Source organism: Rhizobium sp. LCM 4573 (assembly GCF_001854865.1).
In the GTDB taxonomy this organism is placed as follows: domain Bacteria; phylum Pseudomonadota; class Alphaproteobacteria; order Rhizobiales; family Rhizobiaceae; genus Neorhizobium.
This window is the reverse complement of record NZ_MDDW01000001.1, coordinates 438,104-451,058: the sequence shown is the minus strand read 5'-3', so window position 1 is coordinate 451,058 and position 12,955 is coordinate 438,104. Positions and strand designations below refer to the sequence as shown.

16 protein-coding genes are annotated in these 12,955 nt (G+C 60.7%); 10 read left to right on the top strand and 6 right to left on the bottom strand.

Annotation, left to right across the window (positions count from 1 at the left end; all coding sequences use genetic code 11):
- The first annotated feature begins 4 nt into the window (after nucleotides 1-4).
- Both LCM4573_RS02320 and LCM4573_RS02315 read left to right on the top strand, forming a co-directional pair.
- Nucleotides 5-388, top strand: a complete 384-nt coding sequence (locus LCM4573_RS02320; protein ID WP_071004211.1) for a hypothetical protein — start codon at nucleotides 5-7, stop codon at nucleotides 386-388.
- Nucleotides 385-1,224: an RNA methyltransferase gene (locus LCM4573_RS02315; RefSeq protein WP_244505208.1), complete on the top strand. Its 840-nt coding sequence runs from the start codon at nucleotides 385-387 to the stop codon at nucleotides 1,222-1,224. Before LCM4573_RS02320 ends, LCM4573_RS02315 begins: the two co-directional genes overlap by 4 nt.
- Nucleotides 1,225-1,251: 27 nt before the next feature.
- On the opposite strand, the gene LCM4573_RS02310 is transcribed toward LCM4573_RS02315, so the two are convergent.
- Both LCM4573_RS02310 and LCM4573_RS02305 read right to left on the bottom strand, forming a co-directional pair.
- Nucleotides 1,252-2,448, bottom strand: a complete 1,197-nt coding sequence (locus LCM4573_RS02310) for a hypothetical protein (protein ID WP_071004210.1) — start codon at nucleotides 2,446-2,448, stop codon at nucleotides 1,252-1,254.
- A gap of 106 nt (nucleotides 2,449-2,554) precedes the next feature.
- Nucleotides 2,555-3,148, bottom strand: a complete 594-nt coding sequence (locus LCM4573_RS02305) for a DUF1134 domain-containing protein (protein WP_071005137.1) — start codon at nucleotides 3,146-3,148, stop codon at nucleotides 2,555-2,557.
- Between the two features lie 177 nt (nucleotides 3,149-3,325).
- Between LCM4573_RS02305 and chpT the strand changes: the two genes are divergently transcribed.
- Nucleotides 3,326-3,973, top strand: coding sequence for a histidine phosphotransferase ChpT (chpT, locus tag LCM4573_RS02300; protein ID WP_071004209.1), 648 nt, complete (start codon nucleotides 3,326-3,328; stop codon nucleotides 3,971-3,973).
- Between the two features lie 105 nt (nucleotides 3,974-4,078).
- Nucleotides 4,079-4,441 (top strand): PleD family two-component system response regulator, encoded by a 363-nt coding sequence (locus LCM4573_RS02295; RefSeq protein ID WP_071004208.1) that lies wholly within the window; start codon nucleotides 4,079-4,081, stop codon nucleotides 4,439-4,441.
- A 137-nt stretch (nucleotides 4,442-4,578) separates the two neighbouring features.
- On the opposite strand, the gene ctrA is transcribed toward LCM4573_RS02295, so the two are convergent.
- Entirely contained in the window at nucleotides 4,579-5,280 is a 702-nt protein-coding gene (gene ctrA, locus LCM4573_RS02290; protein WP_046794530.1) for a response regulator transcription factor CtrA, read from the bottom strand.
- 423 nt (nucleotides 5,281-5,703) lie between these two features.
- Between ctrA and LCM4573_RS02285 the strand changes: the two genes are divergently transcribed.
- Nucleotides 5,704-6,054, top strand: a complete 351-nt coding sequence (locus LCM4573_RS02285) for a flagellar export protein FliJ (protein ID WP_071004207.1) — start codon at nucleotides 5,704-5,706, stop codon at nucleotides 6,052-6,054.
- A gap of 101 nt (nucleotides 6,055-6,155) precedes the next feature.
- Here the strand turns inward: LCM4573_RS02285 and LCM4573_RS02280 are convergent, their stop codons facing one another.
- From LCM4573_RS02280 to LCM4573_RS02270, 3 genes are all read right to left on the bottom strand, one after another.
- On the bottom strand, nucleotides 6,156-6,437 hold the full coding sequence (locus tag LCM4573_RS02280) for a GNAT family N-acetyltransferase (protein ID WP_071004206.1): 282 nt from the start codon (nucleotides 6,435-6,437) through the stop codon (nucleotides 6,156-6,158).
- 164 nt (nucleotides 6,438-6,601) lie between these two features.
- On the bottom strand, nucleotides 6,602-6,877 hold the full coding sequence (locus LCM4573_RS02275; RefSeq protein WP_018327815.1) for a DUF1153 domain-containing protein: 276 nt from the start codon (nucleotides 6,875-6,877) through the stop codon (nucleotides 6,602-6,604).
- 214 nt (nucleotides 6,878-7,091) lie between these two features.
- Nucleotides 7,092-8,117, bottom strand: a complete 1,026-nt coding sequence (locus LCM4573_RS02270) for a DUF2793 domain-containing protein (protein ID WP_071004205.1) — start codon at nucleotides 8,115-8,117, stop codon at nucleotides 7,092-7,094.
- Between the two features lie 515 nt (nucleotides 8,118-8,632).
- Here LCM4573_RS02270 and LCM4573_RS02265 point away from each other — a divergent pair.
- The 5 genes from LCM4573_RS02265 to LCM4573_RS02245 are packed head-to-tail and all read left to right on the top strand — an operon-like array spanning nucleotide 8,633 to nucleotide 12,921.
- Complete coding sequence (locus LCM4573_RS02265; RefSeq protein WP_071004204.1) at nucleotides 8,633-9,535, top strand: branched-chain amino acid ABC transporter permease; 903 nt, start codon at nucleotides 8,633-8,635, stop codon at nucleotides 9,533-9,535.
- 1 nt (nucleotide 9,536) lies between these two features.
- Nucleotides 9,537-10,925, top strand: coding sequence for a high-affinity branched-chain amino acid ABC transporter permease LivM (livM, locus tag LCM4573_RS02260; protein ID WP_071004203.1), 1,389 nt, complete (start codon nucleotides 9,537-9,539; stop codon nucleotides 10,923-10,925).
- 32 nt (nucleotides 10,926-10,957) lie between these two features.
- A complete protein-coding gene (locus LCM4573_RS02255) occupies nucleotides 10,958-11,815 on the top strand; it encodes an ABC transporter ATP-binding protein (protein WP_198539682.1) in 858 nt (285 codons plus the stop codon).
- Nucleotides 11,815-12,543 (top strand): ABC transporter ATP-binding protein, encoded by a 729-nt coding sequence (locus LCM4573_RS02250; RefSeq protein WP_071004201.1) that lies wholly within the window; start codon nucleotides 11,815-11,817, stop codon nucleotides 12,541-12,543. The genes LCM4573_RS02255 and LCM4573_RS02250 overlap by 1 nt, the downstream gene beginning before the upstream one ends.
- A gap of 24 nt (nucleotides 12,544-12,567) precedes the next feature.
- On the top strand, nucleotides 12,568-12,921 hold the full coding sequence (locus LCM4573_RS02245) for a DUF6867 family protein (RefSeq protein WP_071004200.1): 354 nt from the start codon (nucleotides 12,568-12,570) through the stop codon (nucleotides 12,919-12,921).
- Nucleotides 12,922-12,955 lie beyond the last annotated feature (34 nt).

Below are 12,955 nucleotides of genomic sequence, written 5' to 3'. Positions count from 1 at the left end.
CCCCATGTCGCAACCCGAAATCGAGGAACAGGAAGAGCCGCTTGATCCGGCAATGGAGAGAATCCGCCGGAAAATGGTGCTTCTGCAACTGGTCTCGGGCGGGATCATGTTCGTCTGCTTTATGGCCGTCCTCGCTGCCGTTGTCTACAAGGTGTCGCAAAGCCCGGACGAAGCCCCGGCTGCCGCCAGCGGCGGCTTTGCTGTCCCCGCCGACCAGCCGCTTGCCGCGACAGCCGCGCTTCCGGCCGGCTTCACGGTGGAGTCCACCTCGCTCTCCGGCAGCCAGATACTCTTCTACGGATCGCTTGGAACCGAGCGGAAGGCCTTCGTCTTCGATCTTTCGGTCGGCCGCATCGTCGCCGATGTGACGGTCGGTGCTGCTCCGTGACACGGCGGCGGATATCGCCTCCGATCCGGATCGATGATCCGGACGATCCGCGCATAGCGGAGTTCCGGCATATCCGCGAACGCGACCTGACTGGGCGGGAAGGGCGCTTCATCGCCGAGGGCACCGTCGTGCTGCGGATGCTCGCCGCCGCCCATGGGACGGGGCGAGGTTTCAGCGCCGAAAAGGTACTGCTGCTCGAAAACCGCGTGCAGGGCGTCGAGGAAATGCTGGCCGAGTTTCCGGAAGACGTGCCGGTCTTCGTGGCTTCCGCCGCTGTTCTCGACGCGATCGCGGGCTTTCACCTGCATCGCGGCGTGCTGGCGCTCGGGCGCCGTGGAGAGAATAAAACCGCGGAAGGGCTGATCGCCGGCCTTCCGCGAAAGGCGCTCGTCGTCGCGGCCTTCGGGATCTCCAACCATGACAATATCGGGTCGATTTTCCGCAACGCGGCAGCCTTCGGGGCGGATGCGGTACTGCTCGACGCCACGTCATGCGACCCGCTCTACCGCAAGGCCCTGCGGGTTTCGGTGGGTTCCGTGCTTTCGGTGCCCTATGCGCGGGGCGGATCGGCGCTCGATATCATCGGTGCGCTGATGGAGGGGGACTTTTCCGTCTGGGGGCTTTCGCCGTCCGGCGAGGCCGAGATCCGGTCGATTGCCGCGGCCGGTCGCATGGCGCTGATAACAGGTACCGAGGGGGAAGGGCTGCCGCCCGAAATCCTGTCCAGGGTGCGCACCGCCCGGATCGCGCAGTCGCCCGGGCTCGACAGCCTCAACGCGGCGACGGCGACCGGAATTGCGCTTTACGAGATCGCGATGGCGCAGGGCAGGCTCTAACCCGAACGGCCTCGAAACCGCGGGGCATCAGTTGCCGTGCAGGCTTTCGAGCTTTTCCTTCGCTCTGGCCGCAAGGCTCCGGCGATCCTTCTTGCCGAGGCCGGACTTGCCGGACAGCATGGGATGGATCGGCGAGGCGGAGCCTTCGACATCGGCGGTCAGCGCCACCATGTCGGCGGCGATCGAGGCGATCTCCTCCCGCAGCGCTTCGTCGTTGGCGCTGGAGGCTGCATTCAGCAATCTTTCCGACACGGCCGTGGCATGGTTGCGGACATCTTCCGCGAGGGCCGCGGTTGCCGGATCGAGTTCGCCATCCTGCAGCCTTGCGGTCAAGGGTTGGAAGGAGCTTTCCATCGTCCGGTCCTCGCTGGTCTTGCGCTTCGGAGCAGGCGTCTTTCCTGGTTTCATCGGTGCGCCGTCACGCAATGCACGGTTCGCCTCGCGCGCTTCGGCATTGGCCGCCTTCACCTTTTCGCGAAGGCGGATGATTTCCTGGGAGCGGCGCTCTAGCGCATTTTCCTTGTCGGTGCGCTCGGAAATCTCGCGGGCGAGCTTGTCGTCCAGGCGCATCGACCGGCTTTCCTCCTGGGCGAGCCGCGTTTCGGCATCCTTGGCGCGGTTGGTCTGGAGCTTCACGTCGTTTCGCAGCGTATCACGCTCCTCGCGCAGAGCGTTTATCCGGAACTTGAGGTTTTCCACTTCGGTATCGCGAGTGGAAAGATCGATCTTCAGATTGTCGGCATCGGCCGCAAGCTTCGCCACCCGCTTCTGAAGCGTTTCGATCTCCAGCTCCTTGCCGATGCCTGCCTCCTCCGCTCCGTCCATTGCAGCCTTCAATTGCTGAATATGGCTTTCCTCGTGGCGCAGCTTCGATCGCGCCTCGGCGGCTTCGACGTCCAGATCGTTGATCTGCATATGCAGGTCGTGGTTCTCGCCGTGCAGGCGCTTGGCTTCCTCGGCGAGCGCGTCGTAGCGAAGCTGCAGGGCGGTCAGCCTGTCGCGCTCCTCCGTCAGCTCCTGTTTCGTGCGGGCATTTTCGGCGGCATAGACGGCGCGCGCCATATCGCGCTGGGCGCGCACTTCCTGCGGGCTGATCGGCAGCGTCGCCTTCAGCCGGTTCTCGGTATAGCGGACGATAYGGCCGTGAATGGCCGGCGCGATCAGCATCGCCAGAAGCGTTGCGCTCAGGAAACCCAGGCCGAACAGGAGAGCGAATTCGATCACGTCAGAGCCAAGCTGAAATCGTATAGGAGGTCTTTGCCTCCGTTAAAACATGGGGCGCGTCGCCCGGCAAGCATCGCTTGCAGTGGGGCAGGAATAATCGCCAGGCTCAGAAAGGGTTCCAGGTCGGAGAGCGGGTCAGCTTCAGATATCCGACATTGACGCCGAGGCGTGCGCCGAGGCCGGTGCGGATCGGCACCAGCAGCATATTGTTGTTCTTGAGCACCGTCATGCCGACGCCGGCGACCACGAAGGCGGAGCCGGAAACGCCGCCGAAGCGGGCATAGAGGCTGTCGACCGAAGGCAAGTCATAGACGAGCATCATGGCGCGGGTGCCCTGTCCGCCGTAATCGATACCGAGCGAAGGGCCCTGCCAGAAGACCGGGTGCTGGCCGGCATTCTTGGTATAGAGTTCGCCTTCGCCATAGGTGAGGCCGGCTATAAATGCACCGGAACCTTCCTGCCCGAGGATATAGCCGTTCGGGAGGCCATATTTTTGAAAGGCGTTCTCGACGACCTTCGCAAGCCCGCCGCTGGTGGAGCCGAAGAAGCTGTGGCCGGCGTCAACGATCTCCTGCGCCGTGTACTGGCTTTCGTTCTGTGCCTGCGCTCGGGCCGGCTGAACCGTGAGCCATGCCGCCGCCGTTACGGCAGCGAGAGTGGTCAGAAGGCGGGTGAGGGCGGAGATTTGAAGCAAGCGCATCGTCGGATCCGTCGATTGTGTCGTACAGGCGCCGATCATCGGCATACCCATTTTGCTTGGTTGGCCTTAATAATCGGTTTACCAAATATGGTGTCATTGTGGCTCATATCACGGCACCATCTCCACGCAACCTTGACATGGCCAGATGGCGCAGCGAACCCCATACAGGAGAAAAACATGCCGAAGAATCCAAATCTCACCCTCAGCGGGCCGGATCTTGCGGCTCTCCTGTGCAGCCGGGTGTGCCATGACGTGATTTCTCCGGTCGGCGCGATCAACAACGGCCTGGAACTGCTCGACGAGGGCGCGGCCGACAGCGATGCGCTGGACCTCATCCGCACCTCCGCCAACAATGCCTCCGTGCGTCTCAAATTCGCACGGCTCGCCTTCGGAGCCTCCGGGTCGGTCGGCGCCTCGATCGATACGGGAGAGGCTGAAAAAGCCGCCAAGGATTTCGCCAGCGCCGAAAGGAAGACTGAAGTCAGCTGGAGCGGCCCACGCGCGATCATCGCCAAGAACCGTGTCAAGCTGCTGCTCAACCTCTTCCTCGTCGCCTATGCCGGCATCCCGCGCGGCGGTTCGGTGGAAGTGGTGCTCGAGAACCCGGAATACGATGCCCGGTTCACGATTACCGTGAAGGGGAGAATGATGCGGGTGCCGCCGAAATTCACCGAAATCCTCTCCGGAACCCTGGAGGAGGCGATCGATGCCCACTCGATCCAGCCCTACTATACCGTATTGTTGGCGGAAGAGTGCGGCATGGACCTCAAGCATATCGTGACCGACGAGAAGATCGTCTTCATCGCCGAAGCCGCTGTAGCGTGAAAATGCCGATTCGCGATTGCCGCGTAACGATTCGTTAGCTGCAACCCGTTAATGATTGTGGGCTCGCTTCCATCTGCCGGAGGCGGGGGCGCCAGGGGGATCGCGATGCAGCGTTTGATGATTGCCGACAGCTCAGACATCGTGCGCAAGGTCGGCAAGCGCATCCTTTCGGAACTCGGGTTTCTCGTCGCCGAAGCAGGCAGCGCGCGTGAGGCGATCCTCGGCTGCCAGGCTGAACTCCCTGCCTTCCTCATCGTCGATTCGGCGCTCGAAGAGGCTGTCGATCTCATTGTCGCCGTTCGCGCCATGCCGAACGGCAATAATGTCCGCATCTTCTACTGCGTCATCGAAGCGGACTTGAAGAAGATGATGATCGGAAAACGCGCCGGGGCGGACGATTTTCTGCTGAAACCCTTCGACCGCAAGATTCTCACTTCAGTCTTTTCCGGCCTTTCGGCGGCCGCTTGATCCGAGTTTTTCAGCCACTTCCGACTGTCGGTGCCGTGCTTCAAGGCCTCCTCCCGGAATGTGGCGGGCATCATAAAGCAAAACGCCTGCGCGAAGGGTTTTCGCACAGGCGCTTCGAAAAGGGGAAGGCGCAGTCGTCAGGCTGTTTCGGCGTATTCGGCGCCGTCGGGCTCGCGCAGCACATAGCCGCGGCCCCAGACGGTTTCGATGTAGTTCGCACCGCCGGCCGCATTGGCGAGCTTCTTGCGCAGCTTGCAGATGAAGACGTCGATGATCTTCAGTTCCGGCTCGTCCATGCCGCCGTAAAGGTGGTTCAGGAACATTTCCTTGGTGAGGGTGGTGCCCTTGCGGAGCGAAAGCAGCTCCAGCATCTGGTATTCCTTGCCCGTCAGGTGGACGCGCTGGCCGCCGACTTCGACGGTCTTGGCATCGAGGTTCACGATCAGTTCGCCGGTGATGATGATCGACTGGGCATGGCCCTTGGAGCGACGGACGATTGCATGGATGCGGGCGACCAGCTCATCCTTGTGGAAGGGCTTCGTCATGTAGTCGTCGGCGCCGAAACCGAGGCCGCGAACCTTGTCTTCGATGCCGGCCATGCCGGACAGGATGAGGATCGGTGTCTTGACCTTGGAGAGCCGCAGCGTGCGGAGCACTTCATAACCCGACATGTCGGGCAGGTTAAGGTCGAGAAGGATGATGTCGTAATCGTAGAGTTTGCCGAGATCGACGCCCTCTTCACCGAGATCGGTGGTATAAACGTTGAAGCTTTCCGATTTCAGCATCAGCTCGATGCTCTGCGCTGTCGCGCTGTCATCTTCGATGAGTAGAACCCGCATATTTATCCCCTTTACCGCCGCCTAGGTAAATCTTGGCCCCCTACGCGTCACGGATCCAGACTRTGCCTGATTTGGAAGCTGCCACTAAATGGTTAACAAATTCTGATTCACTCTGGCAAGGTGTATCAGTTCATTAAACAAAATTAGTAGTAGCCTGTTTTCTTTTGAGGATTGGTCATCACCAGACTTGAACTAACGGATGAGGAAACTCCGCTAACTGATTCAAGCGACTCGCACATTGCCGCGTCGAAATCGACCTTGGTATTTACCGACCCTTAAATGATCGGGCTTATCATTAATGATGCCCGTAAATGAAAAGTTAATGCGGCCTGGATTTTATTAACGTCGCGGAAATTTTTTGATCCGGAGTGTAACACGCCGGGTATACGGGCCGGGGTCTCGCTATCCACGGGAGTATTGCGTATGAAGTCGCGTGACAGCCTTGTTCGCCTGAAGGAATTTCAGGTTAACGAAAAGCGCCGGCAGTTGCAGCAGTTGCAGCTGATGATGGCCGAATTCGAGCGGATGGCTAAGGAGCTCGAACACCAGATCACTCTGGAAGAGAAGAAATCTGGTATCGCCGATCCGAATCACTTCGCCTATCCGACCTTTGCCAAGGCCGCCCGGCAGCGTGCGGATAATCTTCAGGTCTCGATCCGCGAGTTGAGAGCTCAGCAGGAGAGCGCGGAAATGGCGCTCGAGGAAGCCCAGGCGGAGTTCGCCAAGGCTTCGGCGCTGGAGGAACGCGACGGCGCGATGCGCGTCCGCGCCTGACGAAGCCGGGAATTGCGGGACCATCGTGAGGGACGGGCCGAGGGTCCGTGCCTCATTTTCCGTTTCCGCAGCGCCGTTCGGGTTCGTCCCGATAATGTGTTTCAGCCCTTGATGACGTCGTTCCATTCGGGATGGCGTTGGACCTGGGCGCGGAAGAACGGGCAGAGCGGAATGATCTTCCAGCCGCCGCGGCGGGCTTCGTCCACCGCATGAACGGCCAAGGCCTGGCCGACACCCTTTCCGCGAAGTGCGTCCGGAACGCCGGTGTGATCGATGATGATGAGTTCGGCGGAGGTCCGCGAATAGGTCATCTCGCCTTCGTGACCTTCGATCACGGCAAGATACCGCCCGCCCGATTTGCTTTCTTCGTTCCTGATTTCCATCGTGTCCGCTCCTGTTTCCGCGCCGATCTAAGCAGAGGGCGGGTCTTGGGAAAATAGCCGGGCAGGCGGACGCTATGTCAATGGAAGCAGAACGGTGACCAAACGAAAGGTGCCGCTGCATTCGCAAACGGCACCTTTTCAAATCGTCGGCGCTGGTATCGCGGCTAGTGGCGATACTGCTGGATACGCGTCGTTCTGAGGCCGGCAAGGCCATGGTCGTTGATGGATGATTGCCAGGAGAGGAATTCCTCGACGGTGAGCGTGTAACGCTCGCAGGCTTCTTCCAAGCTCAACAGGCCACCGCGAACCGCGGCAACCACCTCGGCCTTACGCCGGATAACCCAGCGGCGCGTATTGGCCGGGGGGAGATCGGCAATAGTCAAAGGGCTGCCATCGGGGCCGATGACATATTTTACTCGGGGTCGGATCATTTCGGTCATTGGACACTCTACACAAACACAAGACCACGGAGGGCAGCCTAGGCCCGCAGTTTTAAGATTTGACTAAATGTGATGGCCGTTTTCTACCTAGAGGGAAAATAATCGTCCCGAAGTAGAGCGCGTTTTGGAACTGCTACCTGCGCCGCGCGGCAAGCCGGCCCTTCGGATGGACATTGATTCCAAAGGGCTGGCCCGGTCTGGATACGGCCGAACCTCAGGCCATCGCCAGCGAAAGCTCCGTTTTTCCGGGCCCGAGCTCCAGTTGCGCGGTTCCCGCGTGCCGGAGCGTCAGATAATCGCCTGCGGCCAGCGCGAAAAGTCCCGTACCGGATTGCGTCTGCGCGCCGCCGCTCGCGCCACTGAGCGAAAAGAGGACCTGCGAACCGTTCAGAACCAGGCTGGTCGTGTGGCCGGATGAGGTGAGTACCGCCACATTGAGGGCGACCAGATAAAGGCCGGTTGCCGGAACGATCAGGCGATTGCCGCCGCCGGCCACCGCCGCGCCGAGCGCAAACTCTCCCTGGTTGAGCGCCAGCACCGTGAAACCGCTCTCCTGATCGGCTGCCGGGGAAAAGCTCGTCCCGGTGCGATTGGCGCGGACCGTCGGTTGATTCGGCCGGGAGACGTGGCCGGCCTCGGAAACCGCAAGGCCGGTTCTCCAGGCGGTGCCGTCGCTCACCTTGATGGAGAAGGTATTGTCGCCTACCAGCCCCATTTCCGCATGGCCGGTCCAGTTGGTCTGGAAAAGAAGGGAGGCTGTGTCGCCGGAAGCGGCCTTGTTTATCTTGACCTGATGGTCTTTGCCCGCGTGATTGAAGAGGCTCGCCGGTGAGGAGAGCGCGAGCCGGTTGGTGGCGTCCGGCGTCGCGTTGATCCCGAGCTGCTCAAGCCCTTCGATGCCGGCGGAAAGGTCTCGCCATGAGCCGCCAGAGAAAATTCTGAATGTTCTGGAGGGCGTGAACCAGGCCCGCCATCCCTCGCGCGGCCGGGCGAAATTCCAGGCGTCGTCCTGCCGGATGGCAATCTGCCCGTCCTTGCCTATCCAGGGGCCGCTTGCGGGGGCGGCGACCAGATAGCAGGCGCCATCGGCGGGCTCCTCCGGCGGAGCAACGAGTTCCGCAGCGATCGTCAGATGCACGATCGTGTCGAGCCGCAGCAACGCCTCGTTATGAGTGACATGCTTTTGCGCCTGCGCCGGCAGGATGAAGGGCATTTCGAGATTCGTCGTGGTATCCGCCATGGTTCTGCTCCGGGTTCGATCGAGGCAATTCTAGTCCGGCAGGCAGGGGCGGGGAGGCGGAGCGAGCTAAGCCATTGGCGAGGTTGGGCCGGGCCGCGTTTTCCTCCCCGGTCCGCGGGGCGAGATGCTTCGCAATCTTCGGAAGTTCAGCGCGGGTTCTCTTGGAGTTTCCGTGCGGCTGGACGGACGAGAGCAGCGCTTTTATTGCGCCGTRGGAGGGTTGTGAGAACCGCTGCAGGCATCGCTGGGCGTCAATCGCGAGGAAAGCCCGATATTCCGTTTCGCGAACTGTCTCGTCCGGCTAATTTTTGGACAAGGAGCGCCGAATTTTTGAAATTCCTGATCTTTTCGACGTCACATTGTTAAGAACCGGCTCATTTCGGGCCGACTCTCGGCTTTTTGTCTTCACATTTCTTTTGAAACCGGTATGGAATCCGCCCTGAGCTTAAGTACCCGCTTGGGACAAAGAACAAAGAGATGCAACCCTTCGGGGAATCGCATCCGGGGGAATCTATATGGAGTATTTTATCCAGCAGCTCATTAATGGGCTGACTCTTGGGTCCATCTACGGCCTTGTCGCCATCGGCTATACGATGGTTTATGGCATTATCGGTATGATCAACTTCGCCCATGGCGATATTTTCATGCTTGGCGGTTTCGCCGCTCTCATCATCTTCCTGATCCTGACATCCTTCTTCGCGGGCATTCCGGTGGCATTGCTGCTCTTGGTGATGCTTGTCGTCGGCATGCTGATGACCGGGTTGTGGAACTGGGTGATCGAGCGGGTCGCCTACCGGCCGCTGCGGGGCTCCTTCCGCCTGGCGCCGCTGATCACCGCTATCGGCATGTCGATCGTGCTGTCGAACTTCATCCAGGTGACGCAGGGTCCGCGCAACAAGCCGATCCCACAACTCGTCAGCGATACGTACCATTTCGGCGCGATCACCATTTCGCTAAAGCAGATCATCATCGTCCTGCTGACGGTCGTGCTGCTTGCCGCCTTCTGGTACATCGTGAACAGAACACCGCTCGGACGTGCTCAGCGTGCCACGGAGCAGGACCGCAAGATGGCGGCGCTGCTGGGCGTGGATGTCGACCGGACGATCTCCATAACGTTCATCATGGGCGCGGCGCTCGCAGCGGTCGCCGGCACGATGTACCTCATGTATTACGGCGTGGCGTCGTTCAACGACGGCTTCATTCCGGGGGTCAAGGCCTTTACAGCGGCCGTTCTCGGCGGCATCGGCTCGCTTCCCGGCGCAGTGCTCGGCGGGCTGCTGATCGGCCTCATCGAATCCCTGTGGTCGGCCTATTTCACCATCGCCTACAAGGATGTCGCGACCTTCGCGATCCTCGCCTTCGTGCTGATCTTCAAGCCGACGGGCATTCTCGGCCGTCCGGAAGTGGAGAAGGTCTGACATGGCGAATTCTCCCGATACCGGAAACCCCAACCTGATAGCCAAGGCCATCAAGGAGGGTATCTTCGCCGGCCTCCTCGCGCTCGGCATGTTCATCCTGTTCGTCGGCATCGAGACCTATCAGGACATCAGCAATGCGCTGGTGTGGCGCACCCGCTGGGGGTTGCTTGCGATTTTCGTGGCGGTAGCCGCCATCGGCCGCTTCCTCGTGGTCGGTTTCATCAAGCCGCATATCGACCGCCGCAAGCTCGCCAAGGCGAAGAGCGGAGTACTGGAGATCTCCGAGGAGAAGGGTTTTCTGCGCACCCATTTCCTCAAGATAGCGCTCGTCGCTCTGGTGCTTTACCCGATCGTCGCCGTCATGCTTGCCGGAACTCAAGGGTCGCTGAAATACGTCGATAATTTCGGCATCCAGATCCTCATCTACGTGATGCTGGCCTGGGGGCTGAACATCGTCGTCGGGCTGGCCGGCCTGCTGGATCTCGGCTACGTGGCCTTCTACGCTGTCGGCGCCTATTCCTACGCGCTGCTCTCGGAGCATTTCGGCCTGTCGTTCTGGATACTCCTGCCGCTTGCGGGCATCCTGGCGGCCATGTGGGGCATCATCCTGGGCTTTCCGGTCCTGAGGCTCCGGGGCGATTACCTTGCAATCGTGACGCTCGCCTTCGGTGAGATCATCCGTCTCGTGCTCATCAACTGGACGGACGTGACCAAGGGCACTTTCGGCATTTCCGGCATCCCGAAGGCCAGCGTCTTCGGCATCTGGTCCTTCGATGTCGGAGCGGCGAACAACTTCACCAAGGCCTTCGGCCTGCCGATGTCGTCGGCCTATTACAAGATCTTCCTCTTCTACGTGATCCTGGCACTCTGCCTGCTGACGGCCTATGTGACGATCCGGCTGCGCCGGATGCCGATCGGCCGTGCATGGGAGGCGCTCAGAGAAGACGAGATCGCCTGCCGCTCGCTCGGCATCAATACGGTGACGACGAAGCTGACGGCCTTTGCGATCGGCGCCATGTTCGGCGGTTTCGCGGGCTCCTTCTTCGCCACCCGCCAGGGCTTCGTCTCGCCGGAAAGCTTCGTCTTCCTCGAATCGGCGGTGATCCTGGCGATCGTCGTCCTCGGCGGCATGGGCTCTCTCACAGGCATCGCGATCGCCGCGGTGGTCATGGTCGGCGGTACGGAACTGCTGCGTGAAATGTCGTTCCTGAAGCTCGTCTTCGGGCCTGATTTCACGCCGGAACTCTACCGCATGCTGCTCTTCGGTCTCGCGATGATCATCGTGATGCTGTTCAAGCCTCGCGGCTTCGTCGGCAGCAGAGAACCGACGGCCTTCCTGAAGGAACGAAAGGCCATTGCCGGCAGCTTCACCAAGGAGGGTCACGGCTGATGACCCCCCAAGTGGATACCCAGACGAATACCATGACTTCCACGATAACTGGCGATACCATTCTCAAGGTCGAGCATCTGTCGATGAGGTTCGGCGGCCTGATGGCCATCAACGACTTCTCGTTCGAGGCGCGGCGCGGTGAGATCACCGCGCTGATCGGTCCGAACGGTGCGGGCAAGACGACCGTCTTCAACTGCATCACCGGCTTCTACAAGCCGACCATGGGCATGATCACGCTCAACCAGAAGGACGGCGCCTCGCACCTCCTGGAGCGGCTGCGGGATTTCGAAATCACCAAGATCGCCAAGGTGGCGCGAACCTTCCAGAACATCAGGCTGTTTTCCGGTCTCACGGTTCTGGAAAACCTGCTGGTGGCGCAGCACAACGTGCTGATGAAGGCTTCGGGCTATACGATCCTCGGATTGCTTGGCCTTCCGGCCTACCGGAACGCCTCCAGGGCGGCGATCGAAAAGGCGCGGTACTGGCTGGAAAAGGCGGAGCTGATCGACAGGGCCGACGATCCGGCCGGCGATCTGCCCTACGGCGCCCAGCGGCGTCTGGAAATCGCCCGCGCCATGTGCACCGGGCCCGAACTCCTCTGCCTGGATGAGCCGGCCGCCGGCCTCAACCCGCGCGAATCTGCGGCCCTCAACACGCTGCTGCATACGATCCGGGACGAGGGCGTCTCGATCCTGCTCATCGAGCACGACATGTCCGTGGTCATGGAAATCTCGGACCATGTGGTGGTGCTGGAATACGGCCAGAAGATATCGGATGGTACTCCGGACGAGGTGAAGAACGACCCGAAGGTGATTGCCGCCTATCTCGGCGTTGAAGATGACGAGGTGGAAGAGGTGATTGCGGAAGAACTCGACGGAGGGGCGAACTGATGGCCGGCGAACCCCTTCTGAACGTCCAGGGTGTCGAAACCTATTACGGCAATATCCGCGCCCTCGCAGGCGTTGATGTCGTGGTCAACAGGGGCGAGATCGTCAGCCTCATCGGCGCCAACGGCGCCGGCAAGTCGACCCTGATGATGACCATTTGCGGCAGCCCGCAGGCACGCAGCGGCTCGGTCATCTTCGACGGCGAGGACATCACCCGCCAGCCGACCCATCTGATCGCGCGCCGGCGCATATCCCAGTCTCCCGAGGGGCGGCGCATCTTTCCGCGCATGACCGTTCTGGAAAACCTGCAGATGGGTGCGGGCCTCGACAATCTGAAATACTTCAAGGAGGACGTGGAGAAGATCTTCACGCTCTTCCCGCGGCTGAAGGAACGTCAGAGCCAGCGTGGCGGCACGCTTTCGGGCGGCGAGCAGCAGATGCTCTCTATCGGCCGCGCGCTGATGGCGAGGCCCAAGCTCCTGCTTCTCGACGAGCCTTCGCTGGGGCTTGCCCCGCTCATAGTCAAGAGCATTTTCGAGGCTATCAAGAAGCTCAACCAGGAGGAGGGACTGACGGTCTTCCTAGTCGAGCAGAATGCCTTCGCCGCGCTGAAGCTCTCCGACAGGGGCTATGTCATGGTCAACGGCAAGGTGACGATGGCGGGCACCGGCAAGGAACTGCTTGCCAATCCGGAAGTGCGCGCCGCCTATCTCGAAGGCGGACGGCATTGAGAACGGTGAGAGGGAGAGTTTGACATGCAAGGGCTTTTCTTCGAGAGCGACACCGGCGTTCGCTACGTTCTGCGCTTCTTGGTGATGCTGATCGGCTTCTGGACCGCCTGGCGCACCGGCAAGGCGGTGGCCGAGGGCTGGAGCGGCTATCCGACCGTGGTGATCTATACGCTGCTGCTCGGCGTGGTGATGCGTTTCATGCACTATGCCCTGTTCCAGGGACCGTTCATCAGCCCGTTCTACTACATCATCGACACGGTGCTTCTGCTCGTCTTTTCGAGCGCCGGTTTCCGCATGCGGCGCACCCGCCAAATGGTGCAGAACTATTATTGGCTGTACGAGCCGACCTCAGCTTTCTCATGGAAGAAGAAAGATTGACAGGCAGAGTTTTCTGCCATCAGATTGACTTGGG